The 24,952-nt window shown below is 58.9% G+C and carries 21 protein-coding genes and 1 tRNA gene; 11 read left to right on the top strand and 11 right to left on the bottom strand.

Going from position 1 to position 24,952, the window contains the following annotated elements; genetic code table 11:
- Both WAW39_RS29230 and WAW39_RS29225 read right to left on the bottom strand, forming a co-directional pair.
- The coding region (locus WAW39_RS29230) for an MlaE family ABC transporter permease (RefSeq protein WP_422323125.1) at positions 1-340 on the bottom strand (340 nt) is incomplete at its 3' end.
- A gap of 68 nt (positions 341-408) precedes the next feature.
- Complete coding sequence (locus WAW39_RS29225) at positions 409-1,887, bottom strand: hypothetical protein (RefSeq protein WP_422323123.1); 1,479 nt, start codon at positions 1,885-1,887, stop codon at positions 409-411.
- Between the two features lie 46 nt (positions 1,888-1,933).
- Here WAW39_RS29225 and WAW39_RS29220 point away from each other — a divergent pair, with 46 nt between their 5' ends.
- The 4 genes from WAW39_RS29220 (at position 1,934) to WAW39_RS29205 (ending at position 6,248) form a co-directional block, all read left to right on the top strand.
- Positions 1,934-2,767, top strand: a complete 834-nt coding sequence (locus WAW39_RS29220; RefSeq protein WP_422323121.1) for a TatD family hydrolase — start codon at positions 1,934-1,936, stop codon at positions 2,765-2,767.
- 47 nt (positions 2,768-2,814) lie between these two features.
- Complete coding sequence (locus WAW39_RS29215; RefSeq protein ID WP_422323119.1) at positions 2,815-3,789, top strand: PmoA family protein; 975 nt, start codon at positions 2,815-2,817, stop codon at positions 3,787-3,789.
- Positions 3,790-3,856: 67 nt separating this feature from the next.
- The gene (locus WAW39_RS29210; protein ID WP_422323117.1) at positions 3,857-5,890 is read left to right on the top strand and encodes an FAD-dependent oxidoreductase; all 2,034 of its coding nucleotides are present in this window, start codon (positions 3,857-3,859) and stop codon (positions 5,888-5,890) included.
- A 61-nt stretch (positions 5,891-5,951) separates the two neighbouring features.
- Positions 5,952-6,248, top strand: coding sequence for a hypothetical protein (locus WAW39_RS29205; RefSeq protein ID WP_422323115.1), 297 nt, complete (start codon positions 5,952-5,954; stop codon positions 6,246-6,248).
- A gap of 88 nt (positions 6,249-6,336) precedes the next feature.
- Here WAW39_RS29205 and WAW39_RS29200 read toward each other — a convergent pair whose 3' ends face one another.
- Both WAW39_RS29200 and WAW39_RS29195 read right to left on the bottom strand, forming a co-directional pair.
- Positions 6,337-7,884 (bottom strand): hypothetical protein, encoded by a 1,548-nt coding sequence (locus tag WAW39_RS29200; RefSeq protein ID WP_422323113.1) that lies wholly within the window; start codon positions 7,882-7,884, stop codon positions 6,337-6,339.
- A gap of 86 nt (positions 7,885-7,970) precedes the next feature.
- Positions 7,971-8,741, bottom strand: a complete 771-nt coding sequence (locus tag WAW39_RS29195) for a polysaccharide lyase (protein WP_422323111.1) — start codon at positions 8,739-8,741, stop codon at positions 7,971-7,973.
- 183 nt (positions 8,742-8,924) lie between these two features.
- Here WAW39_RS29195 and WAW39_RS29190 point away from each other — a divergent pair.
- A tRNA-Lys gene (locus WAW39_RS29190) sits at positions 8,925-9,000 on the top strand.
- A gap of 23 nt (positions 9,001-9,023) precedes the next feature.
- On the opposite strand, the gene WAW39_RS29185 is transcribed toward WAW39_RS29190, so the two are convergent.
- The gene (locus WAW39_RS29185) at positions 9,024-9,713 is read right to left on the bottom strand and encodes a PIG-L deacetylase family protein (protein WP_422323109.1); all 690 of its coding nucleotides are present in this window, start codon (positions 9,711-9,713) and stop codon (positions 9,024-9,026) included.
- A 438-nt stretch (positions 9,714-10,151) separates the two neighbouring features.
- On the opposite strand from WAW39_RS29185, the gene WAW39_RS29180 reads away from it, so the two are divergent.
- From WAW39_RS29180 to WAW39_RS29170, 3 genes are all read left to right on the top strand, one after another.
- The gene (locus tag WAW39_RS29180; RefSeq protein WP_422323107.1) at positions 10,152-12,824 is read left to right on the top strand and encodes a hypothetical protein; all 2,673 of its coding nucleotides are present in this window, start codon (positions 10,152-10,154) and stop codon (positions 12,822-12,824) included.
- A gap of 126 nt (positions 12,825-12,950) precedes the next feature.
- On the top strand, positions 12,951-14,462 hold the full coding sequence (locus WAW39_RS29175) for a tannase/feruloyl esterase family alpha/beta hydrolase (protein ID WP_422323105.1): 1,512 nt from the start codon (positions 12,951-12,953) through the stop codon (positions 14,460-14,462).
- A gap of 49 nt (positions 14,463-14,511) precedes the next feature.
- A complete protein-coding gene (locus tag WAW39_RS29170; RefSeq protein WP_422323103.1) occupies positions 14,512-15,504 on the top strand; it encodes a c-type heme family protein in 993 nt (330 codons plus the stop codon).
- 5 nt (positions 15,505-15,509) lie between these two features.
- Here WAW39_RS29170 and rimO read toward each other — a convergent pair whose 3' ends face one another.
- The 3 genes from rimO to WAW39_RS29155 all read right to left on the bottom strand — a co-directional run bounded on the left by rimO (position 15,510) and on the right by WAW39_RS29155 (position 19,588).
- Complete coding sequence (gene rimO / locus WAW39_RS29165) at positions 15,510-16,868, bottom strand: 30S ribosomal protein S12 methylthiotransferase RimO (RefSeq protein WP_397381436.1); 1,359 nt, start codon at positions 16,866-16,868, stop codon at positions 15,510-15,512.
- Between the two features lie 89 nt (positions 16,869-16,957).
- Complete coding sequence (locus tag WAW39_RS29160; protein ID WP_422323100.1) at positions 16,958-18,907, bottom strand: hybrid sensor histidine kinase/response regulator; 1,950 nt, start codon at positions 18,905-18,907, stop codon at positions 16,958-16,960.
- A gap of 93 nt (positions 18,908-19,000) precedes the next feature.
- Entirely contained in the window at positions 19,001-19,588 is a 588-nt protein-coding gene (locus tag WAW39_RS29155) for a hypothetical protein (RefSeq protein ID WP_422323098.1), read from the bottom strand.
- Positions 19,589-19,891: 303 nt separating this feature from the next.
- On the opposite strand from WAW39_RS29155, the gene WAW39_RS29150 reads away from it, so the two are divergent.
- Positions 19,892-20,371 (top strand): Fur family transcriptional regulator, encoded by a 480-nt coding sequence (locus WAW39_RS29150; RefSeq protein ID WP_422323096.1) that lies wholly within the window; start codon positions 19,892-19,894, stop codon positions 20,369-20,371.
- A 9-nt stretch (positions 20,372-20,380) separates the two neighbouring features.
- On the opposite strand, the gene nagB is transcribed toward WAW39_RS29150, so the two are convergent.
- Positions 20,381-22,267 (bottom strand): glucosamine-6-phosphate deaminase, encoded by a 1,887-nt coding sequence (gene nagB / locus WAW39_RS29145; RefSeq protein ID WP_422323094.1) that lies wholly within the window; start codon positions 22,265-22,267, stop codon positions 20,381-20,383.
- 121 nt (positions 22,268-22,388) lie between these two features.
- Positions 22,389-23,285 carry a LysR substrate-binding domain-containing protein gene (locus WAW39_RS29140; protein ID WP_422323092.1) on the bottom strand — a complete coding sequence of 299 codons (897 nt, stop codon included), beginning with the start codon at positions 23,283-23,285 and terminating at the stop codon, positions 22,389-22,391.
- Positions 23,286-23,375: 90 nt separating this feature from the next.
- On the opposite strand from WAW39_RS29140, the gene WAW39_RS29135 reads away from it, so the two are divergent.
- Together WAW39_RS29135 and WAW39_RS29130 are read left to right on the top strand one after the other, a co-directional pair.
- A complete protein-coding gene (locus WAW39_RS29135) occupies positions 23,376-23,657 on the top strand; it encodes an antibiotic biosynthesis monooxygenase (RefSeq protein WP_422323090.1) in 282 nt (93 codons plus the stop codon).
- 7 nt (positions 23,658-23,664) lie between these two features.
- Positions 23,665-24,087, top strand: coding sequence for a carboxymuconolactone decarboxylase family protein (locus tag WAW39_RS29130; RefSeq protein WP_422323088.1), 423 nt, complete (start codon positions 23,665-23,667; stop codon positions 24,085-24,087).
- A 19-nt stretch (positions 24,088-24,106) separates the two neighbouring features.
- Here the strand turns inward: WAW39_RS29130 and lipA are convergent.
- On the bottom strand, positions 24,107-24,952 hold an 846-nt coding region (gene lipA, locus WAW39_RS29125; RefSeq protein ID WP_422323086.1), incomplete at its 5' end, for a lipoyl synthase.

The raw sequence follows: 24,952 nt of genomic DNA, 5'->3' as shown, positions 1-24,952 counted from the left end.
CTGACACCATCAAGCCCGTCAGCACCGGCCCCAGTTCACGGCAGAGCGCCACCGAGACAATGGCACCCACGGTCGATTCAATGCCGAATTCCTTGAACTTCGCATAGGACTGAAAGGCAAACACCGCACCAGTGAAGGCCCCCGTCACCACAACGACCAGCTGCGATCCGTAACCAATCGCCATCACCTGGTGCGCCACCAGTTTCAGCCTCCACCTGCCGCTCTTCAATCCGATCATCAGCTCGCCCATCAATGCGGCGATCTGCCCCAGCCACGACAGCACACCAAGAAAACTCCTGCCCACGAAGGCCAGCCAATCCATGCGTTGCAGTGATTCCATGCCGCCATGCATGCCCAATTCTCAGGCCCCGTGAAGGCATGGCCTTGTGCCTTTTTCGTCACTCGTGTTCAGTCCACCCGCGCCGCCTTCAGCCGCTCATCCTCCAGATCAAGCCGATACAAGATCTGGTTGTAGTCATACCGCGGCGTGGCGATGGGATTGCCTGAAAATGTTTCCGCATAGGTTCCTTGGAAATAGATCAGGCGTCCGTCCTGCTGGTCAAAAAACGCATGATGGCTTGGATTGTAGAAGCTGTACTTCGGATGCGTGGCGATCTTCACCGCCTTGCGCCAGGGGCCTTCTATCTGCTTCGCCTCCGCGTACCACACCTCTCCAAGGTAAGATTCCGCGCTGCCTTCCTGCACCGCGATCATGACCCAGCGTTCGCGGTGTTTGTTCCAATGCACGCTGCCTGCATGCAGATGCACCGGCTTGCCTGTCTGCGCATCCACCACCTGCATGCGCGCCTTTTCTTCGGGCATCTTCTTCGCGGCAATGAGGATTGCCTCGTCTTTCTGCGTCGTCGGTTTCTGCGCCTGCTGCCAGACGTAGTCACCCTGCTCCGCCGACCACGCCAGGGACTCATAAGCGGAGGTGTTTAATACGGAATCATAGCTCGCCTTCACCCGAGTCCGGCAGAAGGGCGTGGAGAAGTAAATCCAGTCACCATTCTCCCCTTTGGTCCGCACGGCATTGCCCTGCGGATGCTGCCAGTCAAATTCATCCCCCAGCACCGTGGTGCGCTGAAAGCGTCCCGTTGATTCGTTCAGCTCCGCCAGACCATGCTCCAGCCGTTTGCCCAGATCACGCCAGCGTGAGAAATGCGCCATGAGATGCTCCTTTTTCGCTGCATCCATGACCGTGTGCATGCCAAAGAGCCACACCGCGCCGGGTTCCTCCATCGGCAGCATCTTGGCCACCGCCCCGTTTTCATCGGTGATGTATTCAAAGTGGATGCCATGCTCCGGATCAAGCCCGCCCTTGTCCGGCGCATCGCTCCACGCCGCCGTGGAGTGGTAATTGCCCAGCGGATAGTTGGGGCGATTCGTGTCTCCAAAAATCCAGAAGTAGCGCCCCTTCCAAGACACCACCTGCACCGAATCCTGCCCCATGACATCCGCAAACAGATTGGGGCTCGGCAGAGGCGCCTCATGCCCCAGCAAAGTGCTGTCACGGTAGATCCCCTGCCCTGTCAGCCGGCACAAACGCTCCGCAATGTTGGTGCGCAGCACTTTAATCTCCACGGACTTTCCTGCCACGGGAGTCAGCCGCATGCCCACAAAGCCAAACCCATCCTTCGGCATCACATACCCAGGCCCTTCAACGCTGAAATACACCGCTTGGTTCATCAGCCCCGGCTCGTCAAAAGCGATCCAACCCGCGCTGTCAGTCGTCAGCGCGATGTGATTCGTCGTCTTCAGCGTGATCAGCGGCACGCCTAGCCCCGTTTGTTCATCGATCACGTGAATGCCAAAATAATCCGCCGGTGCAGCACCTAGAAGCGCTGGCAGGCATGGCAAAACCAAAAGCAACCGGCGAAAAGACATGCGCATGATTTATCATGAACAGGGCGCACGAGGAAAGGACTAATTCGTGACGCTTGACACCCGGTTCCCAGATGCGAAGGCGCAGGGCATGTTTTTCGACACGCACACCCACCTCGGCAGCAAACAATTCGACGGCGATCTGCCCGCCGTGCTGGAGCGCGCACGCGCAGCCGGCGTCACCCGCATGGTGGCTCCGGCCACGGATCTCGAAAACGCCCGCAAGCTCCTCGCCATCGCCGAACACCAGCCAGATGTGCGTGTCGCTGTCGGCATTCACCCATGTGATGCAGATTCGGTCAGTGGCGACGCTTGGATCAACGAGCTTCGTGAACTCGCCAGTCACCCCAAAGTCTGCGCCATCGGCGAAATCGGCCTCGATTACTTCCATGCCCCGCCGGAGGGCTTTACCCTTGATGATTGGAAAGAGCATCAGACCCGCGTGCTCACCGCACAACTCGAACTCGCGGCAGAGCTGAAACTCAACGTGATCCTGCACAATCGCGAAAGCTGGGAAGATCTCACCGCGCTCGTGCTGCCCTTCAGCGACCGCCTTCGCGGCGTATTCCACTGCTACACCGGCACACTCGAGCAGGCTCAGCCGCTGCTGGAACGCGACCATCTCATCTCCTTCACCGGCATCGTCAGCTTCAAAAATGCCGGCATCATCGCCGAAACCGCACGCCTCGTGCCTGCGGGCAGCTACATGATCGAGACCGATGCGCCCTACCTCGCTCCGGTGCCCCATCGCGGCAAACGCTGCGAGGCCGCCTACGTGGCAGACACCGCTCGCGCCATCGCCGCCCTGCGCGGGGAAGCCGTCGAGAAAGTCGCCACCGACACGAGCCGGACCGCACTCCAATTCTTCCACGGCTGGGATTGATCTCAGCCGAAAGCATTTCAATCTCACCAACGTTCACTGCCTCACCCATGAAATTACTCCTCGCCGCATCCCTCCTGCTCGCCTCCATGGCGAGCGCCGCCCAATTCACCGTCGAAAAAACTGCCACGGGCGGTGCCATCGTCAAAGTCGATGGGCAGGTCTTCGCTGAATACATCGTCGATCAGGCCAACAAGCCCTACCTCGCCCCCGTCTTCGGCCCGACCGGCAAACAGATGACGCGCAACTACCCGATGAAAACCATTGAAGGCGAGCAGCATGACCACCCGCACCATCGCGGCATCTGCTTTGGCAGCGAGGGCATCAATGGCATCGAATCCTGGGCCGAACGTCTCACCTTTGGGAATACATCCAAGACCCCGGAACGTGTCAGCAAGCTGGGCAGCGAAAAACACCGCGAGTTCAAGACGCTGGAGGCCAAACCCGATTCCGCCGTGCTCGTCTCCATCATCGACTACCTTGATCCTGATGGAAAAAAATACCTCGAAGAAGAGCGCACCATGATCTTCCGCGCAGATGCAGGCAGCCGCAGCATCGAGCTGAAGCAGATCCTGCTCGCCACCGAAGGCACCGCCAAATTTGAAGACAAAAAAGACGCCGGTCTCAGCATCCGCGTTCCCACGGAGATGGCCGTCGAAATCGAAAAGAACAAAAAAGGCAGCGGTCACATCATCAACAGCGAAGGCCTCACCGATGCTGCAGCCTGGGGCAAACGCGCCAAATGGTGCGATTACTACGGCATCGTCGGCGGAGAAAAACTCGGCGTCGCCATGCTGAATCATCCTTCCAGCTTTCGCTTCCCCACCCCATGGCACGTCCGCACCTACGGCCTCTTCACCGCCAATCCCTTCGGCACCAAGTCGCTCGACAAAGACGCCCCTGACGGAGCCTATGAACTCAAAAAGGGCGAATACACCCTCCTGCGCCATCTCTTCCTCTTCCACAAAGGTGACGAGAAGGAAGGCAAGGTTGCCGAAGCCTACGAGGCCTTTGCCAAGCAGTAAGCACACCGATTGAAAAGACGAGGCGAAAAGAGATGCATGGCGTTGCCGCCTGCTCTTTTTTCGCCTCATGCTTTTTCACCGCCTGCTCTTCCTTCTGGGTCTCGCCTCGCCTCTCGCTGCGGCAGATTTTGACCTCGTCGTTTACGGCGGCACTCCCGCAGGACTGAGCGCCGGCATCATGGCCGCACGTGAAGGTGCATCAGTTGTCGTCATCGAGCCCACAAAATGGATTGGCGGCATGGTCACCGGCGGCCTCTGCCGCTCAGACGTCGGCAAGGAGGAGACCATCGGCGGCTTCCCTCGCGAGTTTTTCGCCCGTGCCGCTGCCGCGAAGCCGGGCACCCCCATGTGGTATGCTGAGCCGAGCGTGAACATGACCACGTTTCAAACAATGCTGCAGGAAGCCGGCGTGAAAGTGGTCACATCGCAGTCACTCAAGTCGATCAGCAAGGAAGGCTCACGCATCACCAGCCTCACCACAAGCGACCGTACTCTCTACCACGGCAAAGAGTTCATCGACGCCACCTATGAGGGCGATCTCATGGCGGCGGCGAAGGTCAGCTACATCGTCGGGCGTGAGAGCACCGCGCAGTATGGCGAGCCGCTTGCGGGCTATCACCCGATGCCGATTCGTCCGCGCACCATCGAAGTGATGGAGAGCGACTGCCCCAGCATCGGCGGCAAAGGCCCCAGCTACATTCACGGCACCCCCACGAACATCTCCGGTCTGGATGCGCAGGGCAAACCCATCTTCGGCGTCTTCCCAGATCCCAAGCTCGCCCCCGGCAGCGCGGACAAAAGCACCCAGAGCTACAACTTCCGCATCTGCGTTACGCAGCGCGCAGACATCCTGGTCCCCTTCCCCAAGCCCGCAAGTTACGATCCCGCTAAATACGAACTGCTGCTGCGCCTGATCCACGCCTTCCCCGGCGTTCGCTTCGGCCGCTTGTTCCATCTCGGCAATGTCGCCAATGGCAAATACGACCTCAATGCCCAAGGCCTGTTCTCCACCGACTATCCCGGCGCAAACTTCGACTACCCTGATGGGGATGCCGCCACACGCGCACGCATCTGGCAGGACCACACCGACTTCATCCAGGGCATGCTGTGGTTCCTTGGCCATGACGAACGTGTGCCCCAGAGCCTGCGGGACCAGACCAACTCCTGGGGCTTGTGCAAAGACGAATTCGCTGACAACGCCCACTGGCCCTACGCGCTCTATGTGCGCGAAGGCCGCCGCATGATCGGTGAATACGTCATGGTGCAGAAGGATCTGCAAACCGACATCTTCAAAGACGACTCCGTCGGCATGGGCTCGTTCCTGATCGACTGCCACATCGTCCAGCGCATCCTTGCCGAAGACGGCACCGTCCGTGATGAGGGCAGCTTTCAAGACACCCCGGCACTGCCTTATCAGATCCCCTATCGCAGCCTGGCGCCCAAGCGCACCGAGTGCGAAAACCTGCTCGTCCCCGTCTGCCTTTCCGCCAGCCACATCGCGTACTGCTCACTGCGCATGGAGCCGGTCTATATGGCACTGGGCCATGCATCAGGCCTCGCCGCCGTGATGGCAATCAAGGCGAAGACCCCGGTGCAAAACATCGACGTTCCCACCTTGCGGAAAAAACTGCTCGAACAAAAAGCCGTGCTCGAACTCGCCTCGCTCGCCCACATGGTCCGCTCCGCCAAGCTGCCTGGCATTGTCATGAGCGAGCAGGAAGCTGAGCAGATCGGACACTGGACCGGCAGCGCCTATGGCAATCCCGTCGATGGCTCAAGCATCCATGACGCCAACACCGAGAAAGGTGCCAAAAGCGTCATCTATCGGATGAAAATCCCCGCCACAGGCAAATACGAAGTACGCGTGTCCTATGCCTCTGCGCCCAACCGTGCCAGCAATGTCCCGGTGACCGTTGAACACGCCCAGGGCACGCAGACAGTGCTCGTGAATCAACGCAAGGCACCGCCCATCGACAAGCTCTTCATCAGCCTTGGCGTCTTCCCATTCACGGCAGACAAGAGCGCCGTCATCACGATCAGCACCAAGGACACGGACGGCATCGTCGGAGCTGACGCTGTGCAGTTGATCGAGGCTAGGTAAGCACGGAAGTACGACCACAATTCAATTTCAAACGATGTATTGGCAAGAACCCCACTATCCAATGAAAAACATCATCCAGTTATTCACTCTTGGTTTGTTCATGGCGACGTTGTCCAGTTGTGTGGATGCAGGTGGCTACGTGGCCACCCGCCCAGGATATTCCCGCCCAGGACATTATCACCGTGCGCCCGCACCCCGTCCGTATTACCCGGGGAACAGCTACTACGGCCACAGCCACAATCACCCGACCTATTATCATTCCAGGCCTGCCCCCCGGCCTGCGGGCGTGAACGCTCGTGTGGGAACTCGTGGGCTGCCACTCAATGTGAACAGCAACACACGTCTCGGCATCTTCTGATTTCTCTGGCCAGCCCCCCATTGGCACGTGGCGGATGACTCGTTCATCCGCCACGTAATTTTTTATATGCTAGGCTGAAATCCCCTGTTTACACCCCCAGCAGTTCGCGTGCTTCCACCTGCCCGGGTGCCGGACGGCCAAACTCACTCGCCGTCACACGTGCAAGTGCCGTCAGCTGGCGCCATCGGAAGGCGGGGCGGGTACGGTGAAACTCATCCCAGGTTGTCTGGAAATACTTCTCCGCATGCAGCGCACCATCTTCACTGACGGCGTAGCGCAGCAAAGTCTTGAACACAGCCTCCGAGTCCATTCCCTGCATTCCACAGCGATGCACCACACCAGAGGCATGCGCTTGGAGATTCAGTCGAATGTTTTCATCCAGCTCAGCAAGCAGCTTCACCTGATCCGTGCGCTGACTGATGTATCTCTTCGGTGGCATTGGCTCCCATTCGAGAAAGTGCTGACCAGTGGCCGCACCACGATCACGCGCCACCTGCCATGCACCGAGAATCAGGCAGGCGAACACATTCCGCCCCTTGCTGACCTGCGAGAGATTGCGCCACGCATGCACCGAGTCGCTCGCATGCACGCCCACAGAGTCGCCATGCACGCTGCCAGGCGGTTTGCCGGGAGCTTCCCACTCCGGCGGGCGGCCATGATCCCGCAGCACCAGTTGATTCGCCGCCAGCGAGATCGCCTCACCGATTTCATGCGGATCAAATCCCTCCGCCAATGCCGCAGCGACCGCCCCTGAAGCGTCTTGCGGCGTGCCGCTGAAAATCGTCATGCTGAGTTTCTCCACCATGGCGTCCTCCATGGACCTCGTACCCGGCTCCTTTCCCATGAGCTTGTACTCATCCATCAGTTTCGACAGCGCTTTGCTGTGTTCATCCCATTCGGGGCGGCGGGCATTCTCCGAGTTCAGGCAGTAGCGCAGCGACATGCGCAGCAGAGTCGTCGCATGCTCATGTCCCACCACATCGAGCAGATCCCAGGCGCGATAGGGCAGCACGGTGCGGTGCACCTCGATGTTGTCCTGCACGCATTCAAGCAAGGCGTTGAAGCCGTCATCCGCGTTTTGCTTCATCATCGTGGCAAAGATTTTTTCCGCAGCGGCGGTGTCCTTGCTCCTCACCACGTTGTGTAGATCCGCCGCCGTTGGTTTGTCGTCGCCAGCAGACACGGGGTGCAGCACCTCCTCGCCACGCCCGCCGTGTTCCTGCATGCGCTTGGTGTTTCGGTACAAAACCTTGAACACCGGCAGCGCTGCCTGCTTGTCCGGCATTGACGCGGCCATCTTCAGTGCGGGATGCAGCGCCATCAGCGTATGAAAGCCGATGTAGTCCTCGCCGCCGAAAGTTCGTGCGTTGGCCAGCACGCCTGCGGCCACCAGCTGTTTCAGTGACACCCCCGCTTTAAGTTTTGCAGCAAGCGCAGGCTGCAGCTTCGACACCGGCGTCTCCTGCATGAAGCAGACCAGCGCTTCCATGTCACCGAAGTTCAAGGCGGCAGACGATTCCTCCGCACCGGCGGAGCTGATGCCGAACTCAGCTGCGAACGCGGGACCGAGGGTGGCTAACAGCGTTCCCTTGCTCACATCGGCAAGGAACGCACGGCGGGATTGCGGTTCATTCATGATGACCTCCTTGGTTGGGATTGCGTTGAGTGTCCTGATTTGCAGGAACGCGGTCAATGCCCAATTTGGAGGCGTTTGAAAGATCGCTATCTGCCGGCTTTCATCTCCGCGAACTCCGCCCAGCAGGCCCGTGTCGGCGCCCACGAGGCATCACCACCGCCGTGAAAGGTTTCAAAGTAGAGACCATCCACGCCAAAGCTGCCCACCGTACGCCACTCCATGTCGGTTCGTTCCACCATCGGCTTTTCGTCGATCCACACGCGCAAAGTGCCATCACGTTTGCCCACGGCGTTCATCGTCACGGCGATCCTCACCTTGACCGGCGTTTCCGTTGGAAAGCGGAAGTCAGCGGGAAAGGCAAAGCTGTCGCCATAGTCACCCTTTTGATTCTTGTGGTACACATAGGCCTCGCCTCGGCCGTCTTTGCGCCACATCAGACGCGCTGAGAAGCCGTTCGTCCCTGTCGCCCGGCGACCACCGCTCACATTGTCCGGCCCTCCGCACAGTCCCGGCAGCTTGCCACCTTTGACGAAATCGAAATCCTTGCTGAAGCGCAGCGTGTAGCTCAGCTCCGCCGTCTCATGTTTTCCAAACGGCATCCGCCAGCCCGCACCACCTTCCTCAGGACCAATCTTCCCGACGGCAAAATTCACACGCAGCCATTTCAACGCATCGCCTTCGACAATGGCGACACGCCCCTGAGCGATGCCACCCTCAAATTCACAGCCCGGCCAGTCGTTCTTCCATCGCTTGATCGTGTAAGGTCCCGGCTGGCCAGCCAAGGTGATTGCCAGGGGAAGATCTGCCGCCAGAACGGCATGCAGCGACGCAAAAAGGAAGAAAACAAGCACACGCATGCAGGCCGGATACCACGGCAGCGCATGGAAAACATCCAAAATCATACCGGGTTTCCAGCGTCTACCCCCCTCTGGTCGGTGCTCCAACACCCGAAAGTTGACCTTCAAGAATAAAACTCACTTGCACCAAGCCCAGACACGATTAAAACTCCCTCCCTTCCAACGCTGTTTGGTTTCAAACATGCCTCCGTAGCTCAGTTGGTAGAGCAGTTGACTCTTAATCAATTTGTCGTAGGTTCGAATCCTACCGGGGGTACCACTCATGGAAGAGTGGCACGAGTTTCAAAACTCGGCATTCACCACCGGGCGCACGCTCTTGAAAGCCTCGGCATACTTCGCCCCGCAGGCCAGCCCACGATACCGGGAAAGCACGCTCTTCGTCTCCATCGCGGCATCCGTTTTGGCAGGGTCATACTCTTCCTTGCGCACGTAGGCCATCAACCGTCCCAGCCACTCGCTCGCAGCTGGCCATTCGGTGGAAACATCGACATAGGTGTCCGGCTCAAAGCCGATCGTATGCCCGGGACCATTGTCATACCAATACACGCGTGAGGGTGTCTTCACCTCATCGCGCCCGAGCAGGCGCGCCGGTTGATACAAGGCCGCATGGCAGATCGCGCTGGCAGCCTCGTGGTCAGGATGGCGGTCGCGCGGCCAGAGCATGAAGGCGGTGTCGGGTTTCACCTCGGCCACCACTTCGGCCACGGCTCGCTTGGTCTCCAGCGTCGGCTCGAAGCCCAGGCTCTTGTAGGGCAAAAAACGCATCTCGATGCCCCGCTCAGCGGCAAGTTGTTTTGAAAGCTCCAGCAGGCCCTGCTCCCGACCTTTGACCGGCGGCCAGTTGGTGTAGTCACCGATCAGGCTGAGAATGACCACTCGCTGATGTTTCTGCACGGCCCGCAGAAGCGTGCCAGGGATGCCAAAGGGACAGTCGTCATAATGTGCGCCGATGGCAAGAATGCTGCGTGTCATGGATCAGGATGCGCATGATTGCCCCTGAGAGCAAGCAACTCAGCAGCTTTGATTGCATGACCCGTTTCGGGCAACCTTCGCAAGTTAACTCGGAAACGATATTAGTCATACCTAGCTTCGTTTTTCAAATATATATCCATCATATATAATTTCCATTGCACAATTGAGTCGCAAAGATCATACTCAAGAACAATGTCTCCAACGGAACACATTTCTCTAAATTCTCCATACCAGCACGCTTGAGTTATGATTGAAGGGCCACAACTCTTTGGATCCCTCGCCTTGGCAAGTCATCGCAATGGCTCTCCAATCAAGTTGCCGCGGGCACAAGATGAGGTGGTCATGCTGGCCTTTGATCAGCGAAACAGCCGTTTGGTGGAACTCCATATTTTCACCGGAAAAGCCGCTCCGGCTCCAGCCCCAAGTCAGCAGCCCACCATGAGACGCTGGGTCAAGCCCGTGAGCTGGCAGTCGCGCCGCCAGTGGGCGGCCCCACGGCTGGAAGGACACAAATCCAAGTCCAGTGCACGCCGGAAAGCGAAAAAATCGCGGGGCCCATCCAAGTTCCTCCACAGGTTTTACGAGCCGAATACCACCTTGGCCCCAGTGGAGGTGACGCCCGAAGTGGTCGATGAAGGCCTGCAGCTTCGCACTCTGGAACTGCTGCAAAGCGCGGCAGTCATGCGCGGCCAGTCCTTCATGACGATTCTCGAAGTCGGCGTTGATGATGGCCTGCCCTATTTCGTCACCGACCTGAATGAGGGAGAGTTCGTCCAGGAGTATGTCCAGCGACGCGGGGCCCTGCCCACCGTGACATCGCTGGCCTTGGTGCATCAGCTTCTCCAAGACCTGGGAAGAGCCGAGGACCAAGGACAGTTGCTCTCAACGGTACGCATGGACCAAGTGTTGGTCACCACCCAGGAAGAGGAGTTTTTGCAGCTCCGGCTGTATGACTACGGCCTGTCACAACCAAGGTCAGAGGCCTTTGGCCAGCACAGCTCGCGATTCGTTGACGAGGCCTGCCGTTTGCTCTTTCTGCTCATGACCGGGCAGACCTATCCAGGCGGCAATCCCGACGACTTCAGCATCATCGCAGAACTGCCAGCGAGCCTGCGCTTCGTCATCAAATCGGTCCTGACAAGCCCCTCAGCTCATTCGATTTCGAGAAAGTCTCTGCGTGACGAAATTCGCGAGGCAATGTGCTCCTACGTCACGCTGGTGCAGGCGCGCAATCCCAAGCTGCTGCTGGTGGCAGATCCTTCCACGCTGCCCGTCTCCCACCTGCAGACATTGCTGCTTGGAGAAATTCCGCTGAAAACCCTGTTTGGCGCGAGTTTCCGGATCCAAAACCCCGAGCTTTCTGGCTGCCATCCCTTCACGATTTCGGCAGTCAACGTGTCCGCCGAACAGCCGGTCACCCTGCATCTGCTGCCGCCCGAGCGCATCGCTCATCAGTCTGACTTCATGGCGCTTCCTCCGCAGGTCTGGCGGCAGGATCCAGCCCGGCAGACCAACCTCCTGCACATGATAGGTCTCTGGAAGGGGCCTGACTGGGCGTTTCTTTCTGAAGCGCGTGAGCCGGGCATGTCCCTGAGCGCCCTCATGGCGAAACGCGGCTCTCTCAATCCCGGAGAAGTCATCACTCTGCTGCGGCAGATCCATGCAGGTTTGGAACAGGCGGCGGAAACAGGTGTTCAGCGCGTGGATGTGGATCCGGCCAATATTCAACTCTGTGTCGGCTACGACGGCCCCGTCCTCCCTCGTGATCTGGAGCGCCTGCATCAAAAGCGGCTGGATGCCTGGCCAAAATTTGTGGTAAAGCTCCGCCTGCACAAGACGATGCGCAGCCTGTGCAAGCCACGGCTGATCGATCTGAGCCCATGGGAATACAACCCAGATGAAGAAACAAGCGGCATCGCTGCCCGTGATGAGCGTCATCGCACCTTCATCGGTCTGGCGGCCTATCTTCTCACGGGAGAAGGTCAGTTGCGCGAGATTGCCGAATTCCCCTCCAGCATGCCTGAAATGGCGGCAGGCTATCTGCATGAGTGCCTGCAGTGGGCATTGAGCGGCAGCACCGTCCCCTACCCGTCCGAATTCACGGAAAAGCTCTCCCACCTCCTGACCGCAGCCAGTGCCGAGATGAACTCCATCGAGGACCCGCTTGCTTCACAGGAAGTCACCAGCGCAGGTTTCGTCTCCGATTTTGAGGAAGACCAAGCCCCGGTCGATGCCTCCGTGGATCATGGGAGGAAAACCCTCCTCCTTGCTCCTGTCAGTGGTGATCTCAAGTCACTCGATTTCCATCGTCCCTCTCATCCCCAGTTTAAATTCCCATGGCTGGCCCTGGCTGCCACGGTCATGCTTCTGGGGGCACTGACCTGGATGATCTTTGGTGAATTGCCAGATGCCAGTTCAGGAGTGCTTACTGCGGCGCCGAATTCGCTCCCACAAGTCGCTGTCCGTTTGCAGGAGAAGGTCGCAGAGCCCCCTACAAAACCAGCGACCATTCCGCCCCTTGAGGCACCGCCCCAGCCCGTCGTGAATAAAACGCCCGTGGCGTTGGTCGAGCCTCCCACCCTCTCACCATCCCCGCCACCTGCCGTGGTAGCGGATCATTCGATGTCGGTGGCGCTCAAGCCAGAAGCATCAGGACTTACCCTCCTCGGAAATATCACACGCGAGGAGAAGCAACCTGCGGAAAAAAGGGTCATGCCCTCCCAGCCGCAGCCTCAGCTTGTGGCATCGGCGAATGCGGTCAGCAGCATCCCGGCACCCGATGCTGAACCGGTCATCCGCCGGGCCATTCTCACGACCCCGGAAAATAATAAACCTTCTCGGCCCGCGCTCCCTCCAAAAGAGATTGCCACCAATCCAGCTCCGCTTCCCGCCCCGGCAATGTCATCAACCCCTGCGCTGGTCGTAGCAGCTACCGAACCTCCGAAGGCTCCTCTCAATCCGCCAGCAGCAGCACCGTCCGCCCCGCCGGCTGAAGTCGCTCAATTGGAGGAAGTCACCATCCGCCACGCGATCGTCCTGACTCCGGAAGAAATCAACGAGACCCTCCGCGCACAGACCAAAGCGCGGAAACGAACCTCCAGAAGACGCTGACTCCTCGGAGTCGCGCATCGTGCGCTGGAAAGCTCATTCATGGGTTGCAAGGAACGCCGTGATTCGGCACGCTCATGATCGGAGCACATCCAGCTCCACACGGACAGATCATTCAGTGACTGAGCTATGAACCATCCCACCTCAAGAATTCCCTGGCAGCTTTGCAGACACTTTTTTCTCGGAGCATTCACGGCCACTGCAGCACTGGCCGAGCCTCCGGAGAACACAGACCGGCTTGCCACACTCAGGCAGCTTCCAATCGACGCTGGTAAAATCGTCCTCGCCGAGGAAATCAGCGCCACCGCAGACAAAAATCTGCCGCCACACTCGGTGGTGAAGCTCATCCTCACTCCGGGCAAGGACTCCAACATCAATGTGGAAATCTGCCTGCCTGCGGCGGAAAAATGGAACAACCGCTTCATCGGCCTTGGCAACGGCGGCGCCGCCGGCCGCATCAGTTCCGGAAGCCTGCTGGGCTACATGGCTCGTGGCTATGCCGTGGCCACCACGGACATGGGCACCGCCCCGAACTCGGATTCCGGCATTGGCAAACCGGATGTCTGGAAAGACTTCGGCTATCGCGCCACCCACCTCATGACCACTTCGGCCAAGCAGGTCATCAAGGCCTATTACGGTCGTTCCCCCGAATATTCCTATTTCAACGGCGGCTCCACCGGAGGCCAGCAGGCGCTTCAGGAAGCCCAGCGCTATCCCGAAGACTACGACGGCATCGTGGCCAATGTCCCCGCCCACTGCCGCACTCCGCTGCATGCCTACTTCTTGTGGAACGAGCAGATCTTCCATCAATGCCCGTTCACCGCGTCGCAGGAGGAAAACATCATCGCCGCCGGCAACGAATACATGGCCGCACGTGAACTCCCACAGACTGCTGGCAAGCTGGTCTCCGACCCGCGCTGCACCGAAAAAGACATTGTCGCAGTGATCGCTCTGGCGCGGAAAAAAGATCCCACGCTGACCGACAAGCACGCCGATGCCCTCAAAAAACTCTTCGACGGCCCAACGCACGCGATTACCGGCGAACGCATTTTCGATGGCATTCCCTTCGGCAGTTCCTTCAAGATCGCGCACGGTCACCTCTATCTTTTCCAGTGGGTCTTCGGGAAGGACAAAGACCTCCAGAGCCTCGACTTCGGCAAAGACATCGACACCTACACCGCAGCACTCGGCCCCTATCTCAACGCTGAAAACCCTGACCTCACCCCGTTCGAAAAGCGCGGAGGCAAACTCATCATGATCTCCGGTTCCGCCGATTCATGCGTGCCCTACCATGCCACGCTCGACTACTACGAGCGCGTCATTGAGCACTTCGGTTCTCTCGAAAAAGCAGCCGCGTTTTGCAAATTCTACATCGTCCCCGGCATGAGCCACGGCCCCGGTCCCGGCATCAACAAACTGCCCGACATGCTCGGCCTGGTCATGAACTGGCGCGAAAAAGGCGAAGCACCTCACACCCTCAGCGCACAACGCATCGTCGACGGCAAAACCGAACTGGACATGTCCCTCTACCCCTACCCGGAAAAAACAACCTGGGAGTCTGGTGCCTTCAAACCGGTGACCGGACCACGCGGTGGTGTGGAGCGTGTGGCTGAGCGGTTCAGTCCGAAGGCGGCTGAGTGACGCATTTTTTGCGTTCGACTTCTTTCTCCCGGCTTGTTAGCCTTGGCGCATGATCGCGCCAGCCATATTCCGCGCTTCCCTGCTCGCAGTGTTGTGGGGTTTGGTCGGACTTCCCCTTCACGCGGGTGTCCCGGAGGCAGTCGTGCTGGAAGACCAGGGCATTCAGATTATCGATGATCAGCTGAACCCGGTGCTGTTCCACCACGAACGGCAGGTGAATGCCCTGCTGGGATCAGAGGGATTTGGCCGCTTGCGAACCATGAGGTTTATTCACGGCGCTTGGATGCTCCCTGGCGACTTTGGGGCTTCATGGTCTGACGATGACGGCAAGTATGAAGTTCCTTTGGTAGATATGATGGTGGTACTCAACGCCCCCGAAGTCCATTATCTGAGCAGCCTCGAAAGCTATAATGAAAAATACGACTTCTGGCCTTCGATCCAGCGGATGAAAACACTGGCTGCCTTCAAGCAACGTGATGAATCCTTTCTTCAGGCCGGGAAGTTGTATGTGAGCCGCCTAAGTGAATCTGAACGCAAAAAATACGGTGAGCAGCCGCTCATTGCCCCGCGCGGCCTCGATGAATTTGAGACCAAGGCATTTCGCCTGTTGCAGGCGGGACACGCGCTGGTGGTGAAGCAAGAAGGTGAGGTGTTCCGTGCCCTGGGGGCCATCCGCATGCAGGAGAGCTGCCGCCGCTGCCATGAGGACAAGAAGAACGGTGACCTGCTCGGAGCCTTCACCTACCTGGGTTTGCGCGAGCGCGACGCTACGGCCGAGGAGCAAAAGAGACGTGCCCAACTGCGACTCGATGCTCTGGGCGACATCAATGACGCCAAGTTTCTCGCCACCTATCTGTCACTTAGCAAACCCATCGTCGATGAGGAATCGAGAGCCTTCTTGCTGGACCGTGCCTTGTCCAAAGAAGGGGTTATCACCAGGCCCATGGTGGAACGCATGCGCGCGACGCGAGCCAAGTTACCGGAGCGGCAGGAGCGGAGTGAGAAACCTCCAACGCCACCGCAGGAATCTGGCTCAAAGTAGCAACCTCACGCCGCCACGAGATCGTAGCCGCGCCATTCCTTGACGGTGATGTCAGCGAAGCTGCCAACGGGAAGCTTCTTGCTCACGAAAACAGTCGTGTCGATGTCCGGCGCGTCCATTTCGCTGCGGGCGACGCCAGGCTCCTCGACGAGGACACGCATCTTGCGACCGACCTGCGTGGTGTTGAAGCCTTCGATGCTACGCTGGATGGCGCGCATGGCCTCGTTCCAGCGTGCCTTGCGGGTCATGTGGTGGATCTGGTCCTCCATCTTCGCCGCACGGGTGTCTTCCTCACGAGAGTAGTTGAAGACGCCGGCACGCTCAAACTTCGTGTCCTGGATGAACTGCAGCAGTTCGTTGAAATCAGCCTCGGTCTCACCGGGGAAGCCCACGATGAAGGTGGTGCGGATGGCGATTCCGGGAATGCCGGCACGGATGCGCTTGATGAGATCGCGGATGTAGGCGCCATCGGTCTCGCGCTTCATGAGGCCCAGCATGCGGTCGCTGATGTGCTGCAGCGGCATGTCGATGTAACGCGCCACTTTGGGGCTCTCGGCAATGGCTTGGATGAGGTCGTCACTCCAATGCGCGGGATGCGTGTAGAGGAGGCGGATCCAGAAATCGCCTTCGATCTTGTTGAGCTCGCGGATGAGTGAGGAAAGAGATTCACCCTTGGTGGAATCGACCCCGCTGCGCGGCTTGGGGCGCTCTTCCGTCCACTTGTCCATGCCGAAGTAAGTCGTGTCCTGGGAGATCAGATTGATCTCCTTCACCCCGCTCGCGATGAGCTGCTGCGCTTCTTTGATGATGCTTTCCTGAGTCCGGCTGCGGTGGCGGCCACGGATGCGCGGGATGATGCAGAAGGAGCATGGATGATTGCAGCCTTCGGCAATCTTGATGTAGGCCATGTGCTGCGGCGTGAGGCGGAAGCGCGGCGTGTCGTAATCCGGAATGTACTGCGGCTGGCGGGTGACGAGGTTTTCCTGCTCGTGATCCTTGGTGCCCATGAGCTTCTGAATGATGGGGGCCACCTGCGTGATCTGATCGAGTCCAATGAAGGCATCCACCTCTGGCATGAGTCCCGGCAGTTCCGTTGAAAAGCGCTGCGAGAGGCAGCCGGCGACGATGATCTTCTGTCGCGCACGCTTTTTCGAGCCCGCCCGCTGGTCCACGGCGTCATGCACCGCACCGACACTTTCCTTCTTGGCCATGTCGATGAACGAACAGGTGTTCACGATGAGTACATCCGCGAGATCGGGCTCAGGTGTCATGACCATGCCAGCCTGCTGGAGGTGGCCGATCATGATTTCCGAGTCGATAAGATTTTTCGCGCAACCGAGGGAGACGAGGCCGACTTTGATCATGGGGCGCGGATGGTAGCGCCTTTGCAGCAATCGAAAAGGGGAAAGATGACCGCCGGCAGGCAGTTCTTCCCCCCAGATTTCGCTTGTGCTCAGGAAACAAGCATCGCTGCCTGCTGCGGTGCGCGGCTGGTGGTGAGCTCAAAGACAGGGGAATCCCCTGGCTTTTTCTGCACAGCCTTGGCCAGCGCCTTGCTCAAACCGTCCAGCGAGTAGGGCTTGAGCATGATGTCCACCGGCGGTGTCCGGCCCTGGCTGAGAATGGTAAATTCGTCAGGATCGATCACAAAACCGCTGCAAACCACCACCGGCACATCGTTGCCGACAGCACGCAGCTCCTTGAAGGTGTCGCGACCCGAAAGCTTGGGCATGTAGATGTCCAGCAGCACGGCGTCCACCTTCTCCTGAGTGCGCAGGAGGATGTCGAGCGCCTGCTGGCCGTCACAGGCCTCCAGGACACGGTAGCCGAGGAAGCCGAGCATGTTCATGGCGATGGAGCGCACCGGAGCTTCATCGTCCACCACGAGAATGGTGGTCTGGCCGCCGATCGGGGCGTTGATGGCAGGTCCGTTGTCGATCGGTGTCTCCTCCTCGACCTGCTCAGGATTGAGCAGGCGTGGAAGAAACACGCGGAATTCGGTGCCACGGCCCACTTCGCTGTCGAATTCGATCCAGCCACCGTGCTCACGCACGATGTCCTGCGCGGTGGAAAGGCCGAGGCCTGTGCCCTTGCTGCCAGCCTTGGTCGTAAAGAAGGGCTCAAAGATGCGCTGACGGTGCTCCTCAGAGATGCCGTGGCCGTTGTCACGCACCACCAGCATGACGAAGTCGGAAGCCTCAGCACTTTCCGCTGATTTCGACGGCATGCGATGGGTGACGTTTTCGACGGCGATTTCGATCACGCCTTTGTCTGCGGGCAGTGCATCGCGGGCGTTGAGGCAGAGATTGAGCATGACCTGCTCGATCTGCGTGGCGTCTCCAGTCGCGTAGGAGGCATCCATGCCGCCGCGCATTTGAATGGTGACCCGCGGATCCACACTGTGCTTGAGGAGGTTCTGCACGTCCGCCAGGAGGCGCTTGAGATTGGTGGCCTTGCGTACGGCGACACCGGTGCTGCGGCGTGAGTAGCCGAGGAGGGATTTGACGAGCTCCGCCGCACGCGTGGTGGCGTGGTTGGCATTCTGCAGCTTGTCACGCACTCCGGCTTGGTTGGAAGCAGGGGTGAGCTCGGCGAGCGTGAGATTGCCGCGAATGGCCGTGAGGAGGTTGTTGAAGTCATGGGCGATGCCGCCGGCAAGCTGCCCAATGGTTCCCATCTTCTGGGACTCGCGCAGCTGGTTCTCCAGCACCCGCATTTCGGAGCGGTCTTTCACGATCCAGATGCGTCCGATCACTTCACCGGCATCAGTGCGCATCGGGTTGGAGCGCAGGGAGAAAACCCGGTTGTCAGTGGAGACGAGCGGCGGCGTTTCAGACTGGCCTTCGAGATGGGTGGTGGTCTTTTCGATCCAGGCGGTGATCACGGCTTTTTCTTCAAAGCGCTCGATCAGCGCATTGAGAACGCGCGTGGAATCCCGTCCGGCAACTTCTTCGACCGGCTTGCCGAGGAAATCATCCAGCTTGGCATTGGAGGCGATGATGGAGCCCTGGGCATCCACCACGAGCACCCCTTCATCGCTGGCGGCAAAGAGGCCTTGAAGAGCCGTGAAGGCCTCACGCAACAGGCGTTCAGCATTGAGCAGGCGCTGCGCGGTCTGGCAGGCATGCTGCTCGGCGGCATTGAGTGCCTGGCGCTGCTTGGCAAAGATCATGTTGATGTCACAGCGCAGCTTCCAGAAGTCGGCCGGCAGCCATTCAGCGGACTGAGCGTCCGGGGGGACTCCACGCAGCACCGCCGTGGTGCCCTTCATGACCGCCGTCGTCGGTTTGAGCAGCCAGCCTGAAATCAAATAGGCAGCCAGAAAGACACCGCCACCGAGAAGGACGCCTGTCATGCCGAAGAACCATTCAAGTGGCTGCCCCATCATTCGGGTGGCTCCCATGGCCGGCAAAAAGCCGAATAGCCAGAGGGGGAACAGGATACGGAGTCTCAGGGAGTTCATAAAGTGTAAGATCGAATAACAGGTATACGGCGGTCAGTTGACGGAACGGTTGGCCGAAGGATTGGCTCGGTTGATGATTTGATTCATGCAGTGCTCGACGGCCGCATTGAGGTGGTTCTCCAGCCAGGTTTCAATCTCACCACGCAACGCGGCGATACCGGCCTGCACCGACTGCCCTGCTTGTGGAAGCCGCTGCTCCATGCGGTCAATACGATCATTCATGGCGCTCACGTTCATGGCGATGCCGAAGATGTCGTTGCGCAACTGCTCGATTTGAGCCGGCAAGTCATGGACGGAAGTCATTCCTTCCTGGGATGATGGCGGCGGTATTGCGGCTGTCACCTGCATCTCCACTGGCAGAACGGCTTCCGGCTCTTGTTTGAAGGGCGGATTGGCTGAATGCACCGCAACCGGACGTGGGAATTGAGGAACTGCGTGCGGCAGGGATTCCAATGCGGGAGCCGTAAAGGTGCTTCCCTGAACTCCCTGCAGAGGCTCGGTGCTGACATGCCCGGGGGCATGGTTCATCACCTTCTCTGCAATAGCCATTGCTATGGCTTCTGCGGGACTTTCGGCCTCAGAGCTTTGGCGTTGGGTTGAGAATGAAAATGGTAAAGGCATGCTTGGAATCAGGCAGTATGGGTAATTTTATCAATATTAACAATAAAATCCATAATTATTTTAAATTAATTTGAACGCCACGCCTGCTTTTCTTGCAAAATGGACCTGTTTTATATGGGAACTCTCCTCCGACCTTTTTTTCGCTTAGTTCGCTCTATTATAACAAACTAAGCATCAGCTTAGCTCGCAGCCCTACACGGCATTTTTTCACACAATTTCCCTAAAACCCGGCATTTCATCGCCCTCTTCTTCAAAAAAGCCCTGCCTTGCGCGATCCACAGCCATGGCTAACCTCTCTGCCACATGGACGAACGTATCACTCAACGCTTGGAAAAACATCTGGCCAGCCAGGGACTGCGCCGTACCAAGCAACGGGATGTCATTGTGGAGGCTGCCTTTGCCACCGATGACCACTTCAAAGCCGAGGAACTGCTGGAGAAGGCGCGCAAACTCGACAGCACCGTTTCCCGGGCCACCGTCTACCGCACCCTGACCCTCCTCGTGGAATGCGGTCTCCTGCGCGAAGTCGATCTGGGCCGTGACCAGACCTACTACGACCCCAATTTCCTCGACAAGCCCCAGCACAACCACCTGATCTGCCTCGACTGCGATCGCGTGGTGGAGTTTGAGGATGATCACACCGCCCTGCTGCATGACTGCATCACACGCAGGCTTGGGTTCCAGCCCAGCATGAAGAGCATGCGCATCGAAGCCCACTGCGACGAGCTTCGACGGCTGGGAAAATGCAGCTACCGCGATGCCAGGCTCGCGGTAGCTGGTTAAAAAGACGGATTAAACCCGGCGCCAGCGCTGGAAGGTCTCAATGGCCTCGTACTCGGCCAGGCCCAGTGCATCATAAAGCCGCGCGTTTTCACGATTGGTCTCCGGCGCTTCTTTTTCCAGGGAGGACAAGGCCCCGTAGCGAGACAGGGCGTTGGCCTTGCGCTCGATCTGCAAAGGACTCATCGGAATCGCCATGTCGATCTCATGCGGCTCCAGCGGACGCTCCTTGCCTCGATACAGCCACACGCTGCAGGAACCCGCGAACTCCTCGCCCGCACACGACTGCAACGCGGCCATCAGCAGGCGGAAGCAGATGCCCGCCACGCTCGATGGATCGGCTGCGTCGCCCGTGACGTAAATCTGATGCGGTTTGTGCTCCTGCAACAGGCGCACCAGCGCCTTGTGATCTTCATCTGTGCTCTTGAAGCGGCGGTAACGACCATGCTCATAAAAGGGCAGGTCCAAAAAGGTGACCCGGTCATTGGCCAGGCCCACCGTATGCGCCGCATCGCGCAATTCCCCGCGCAGAATCAGGCCCTTGAGCTGCCGCAGCAGCGGCGGGTCCTCGCCGAACTCGCCCTTCGCTTCCAGCAGGCCCAGCGCTTCCCGCGCATAGGCCACCTGAGCAGCCCAAGTGGCCGGATTGGCCGCATTGGAGGCCAGTTCCAGCAGGGTCTCGGCAAATTTATCCGCCTCACTGTCCGGCACGCGCAGGCTGCCGGAGGTCAGCGAGATCAGGCGCACATCATGCCCCTGTTCCACCATGCGATCTATCGTGCCGCCCATGCCGGTGATGGCATCCTGCGGCTCCGGACTAAAAACAAGGCAGCGCTTTGGATACGGCCGTGCACGCTCAGGGCGGTACGTGTCGTCCTCATCAGGCTTGCCGCCGGGCCAGCCGGTGATGGTGTGCTGCAGCTGGTTGAAGATGCGGATGTTGAGCTGATAAGCCGGCCCCTGCTCGGAGAGCAGATCGGAGAGGCCGTTCTCATTGTAGTGCTCGTCCACCAGCTTCAAAATCGGGCGGTTGATCTTGAAGGCCTGCCACACCATCGCTCGGCGCGTCTCACGCGGTGTCCAGGATGCCGGGCCCACAAGCCAGGGCAGTTTGATGCGAGTGAGTTCACGGGAAGCCCCGTGATCGATGAAGAACCGCGCATCTGGATGATCCTGCAGGAAGGAGGCCGAAATCACTTCCGTCATCGGCCCTTCGACGGCCTTGGCCACCATGACGGCCTTGTTTTCTCCCCAGGCCATCAGCACCAGCTTTTTCGCCCGCAAAATCGTACCCACACCCATGGTGATCGCAAAGTGCGGCACGTTCTGCTCCCCGCGGAAATCGCTGGCGGCATCCTGGCGCGTCACGCGGTCCAGCGTGATGCGGCGTGTCATCGAGTCACGGCTGGAACCAGGTTCGTTGAAGCCGATGTGGCCTGTTCGACCGATCCCGAGAATCTGCAGATCAATGCCCCCGGAGGCCTGGATCTTCTCCTCATACTGGCGGCAGTGGTTGAAGACCTGATCTCCCGGCACCGTGCCGCTGGGAAGATTGATGTTCGCCTTCGGAATGTCGATGTGGTCAAACAACTGCTCCGCCATGAACTTCGAATAGCTCTCAGGATGATCCGCGCTGAGACCATAATACTCGTCGAGGTTGAAGGTGATGACGTTTTTGAAGCTCAGTCCTTCCTCTTTGTGAAGACGGATCAGCTCGCGATAGAACGGCACAGGCGTTGATCCCGTTGCCATGCCCAGCACAGCAGGCTGGCCCGCCTTGTTCTTGGTCTCGATCAACTGCTTCACTTCCTGCGCCAGCGTTTTGGCCGCCTTGGCGGAGTCTGGGAAAATGACAGTCGGAACTTTCTCGTAGGCTTCGGCAGGAGGACGAATGGACATGGTGGTGGGTTGGGGTTGTACGAAGAGAACGCGAAATGCCGCGCACGCAACACGCTTTCACTTTAAACGCCGCTCCATTAGTCTCCGCCTAATGCTTGTGCATGGCATGTCAAAAACCGCATCAACCTTCCTGAGCCGCCAGCATCCGGGCAAACTCCTGCAACTCAGCTCCAGGATCACCGCGCCTGAACGCAAAGGCATGCGTCAGCATCGCTTTCGATTCATGCATGTTTTTAAAGACCACTCCAACACCGAGCCAGCGTGACAGGGACTCTGGCAATACGCTGATCCCCTGCCCTGCCGCGACCATTGTAAGCACAGCCGCCACACGATCTGACTCCTGCACCACCTTCGGCTGAAACTTTGCCTGCCTGCAAAGCACACTCACGTGCTCTCGAAAACCCGGCGCGGCCTTGGCAGAAACCATCACCCAGCTTTCAGCCTTGAGTTGGGCGAGTTTCAGCGATGCACCATTTGCCAGCGCATGCTGCTCCGGCAGCACCACCTGCAGTGGCTCTCGCTTCCAGACCAAGGTCTCGATCTGCCGGGAAACTTTGGCAGGTGCCGCACCGATGAACGCCCCGTCGATCTCTCCGCCCACCAAAGCCGTCAGTTGTTCTGCCGGGGCCATATCAACCATGTGAATCTGACAATCGGGACGCCCGGTCCGAAACTTTTGCAACAGCCGCACCAGACCATCATCCAGCAAGGCACCCACAAAGGCCAGCCGCAGTCGTTGCGGTTCTCCGGCCCCCACGCGGCGGATGACTTCGGTTGCCCGGTCAAGCTGGGTCAGCAGCTGCTTCGCATCATCCAGGTACAACCTGCCGGCATGCGTCAATGAAACAGACCGCGTGTTGCGCTCCAGCAGGCGGGCGGTCAGCTTGGACTCCAGCCCCTGAATCTGCCGGGACAAGGCGGGCTGGGAAAGGTTGAGCTTCGCGGCAGCCTTGGAAAAGCTCAAAGCCTCGGCAACAGCGACGAAGCACTCAAGCTCATGGACGGAGGGACGATTCATGCTTTCAGAGCATCATTCTGATGCATTGATAGCATTTCCACAAGAATCAATGCCTCTTTAACTTTGCTCTCACCTCAACCCACCACCCCAGTGCAGCACGTTCTCATCATCCACGAAGTCGCCGACTACACGGCATGGAAAAGCATCTTTGACCGCGCCGCCGGCATTCGCAAAGCAGCCGGCGAACGCTCCTATCAGGTCCTCAGCTACCACGACGATCCGAACAAAATCGTACACTTCTCCGCATGGACATCCATCGCCGACGCCAGGACGTTCTTTGAATCTCCCCAGCTTGTGCAAATCCGAGCCGAAGCCGGCGTCAAAGCGCCCGACTTCATCTACCTGGAACAGTTGGAAACCGGCACCCTTTAACCAGCCCATGAGAATTGATTACTCCCAAATCGAGCCGGAGCTAACCTCCCGCTTCCGACATCTGACGCGTGACCTGGCCCAAACCTCCATTAATCCCAACCTGCGGGCACTGGTCGAACTCCGCGTCTCGCAGATCAACCACTGCGCCTACTGCATTCAACTTCATCAGGCAGAAGCAAGACACTTGGGCGAAGATCAGGCACGCCTCGAACAGCTCCCCGATTGGCGTAGTTCCCCGTTGTTCACTCCACATGAGCAGGCCGCCCTGGCCTGGGCTGAGGCACTGACACACAAGGCCACCGTCCATGACGATGCACAGGAATACAATCAACTGACCACCCTGTTCTCAGAGCAGGAGATCGTGGCCCTGGGCTTCGTGATCTCCCTCGCAAACTTTTGGAACCGCATGGCTGGCGGTTTCCGCAAATAATCCGCGAGAGTTAACGAGCCTACTCCAGATCCAGCTCAGGCTTGAAATCCGAAGCGTGGTACGAGCTGCGCACCAGCGGCGCACTCGCCACGTGGCGGAAGCCCTTCTTCAGCGCGATCTGCTTGTAGTTCTCAAAGGTGTCCGGATGGACATACTCGATCACCGGCAGATGCTGCGGGGAGGGACGCAGATACTGGCCCAGAGTCAGCACGGTGACGTCATGCTCACGCAGGTCGTCCATCGCCTGAAACAGTTCCGTCTCTGTCTCGCCAAGGCCAAGCATGAGACCGCTCTTCGTCGCGCACTTGGTCCCAAGTTCTTCAGCCATCGCCTTGGCACGCTTCAGCACATGCAGACTGCGGTGATACATCGCCCGGCTGCGCACCAGCGGCGTCAGGCGCTCCACGGTTTCGAGGTTGTGATTGAAGATATGCGGCTTCGCCTTCATCACGACTTCCAGCGCGTCGTCCTTGCCGTTGAAATCAGGCACAAGAATCTCAATCGTGATAGTCGGCACGGCTTCACGCACGGCCTCGATGGTCCGGGCAAAGTGTTCTGCGCCGCCGTCCTTCATGTCATCGCGCGCCACGGCGGTGATGACGATGTGGTTCAGGCCCATGCGCTTCGTCGCCTCGGCCACGCGCTGCGGCTCATCGGCTTCCAGTGCAAAAGGTTTGGCCGTTTTGACCGCACAGAATCCGCAGGCACGCGTGCAGCGGTCTCCGGCGATCATGAACGTCGCCGAGCCTTGGCTCCAGCACTCCCAGCGGTTCGGGCATTGCGCCTCTTCGCAGACGGTGTGCAGCTTCAAATCGGTGATCAGCCCCTTCGTGCTCCAAAACTTCGGGTCACGCGGCAGCGTCAC

Source organism: Prosthecobacter sp. (assembly GCF_049294395.1).
GTDB lineage: Bacteria > Verrucomicrobiota > Verrucomicrobiia > Verrucomicrobiales > Verrucomicrobiaceae > Prosthecobacter.
This window is presented reverse-complemented; position numbering and strand designations above follow the sequence as displayed.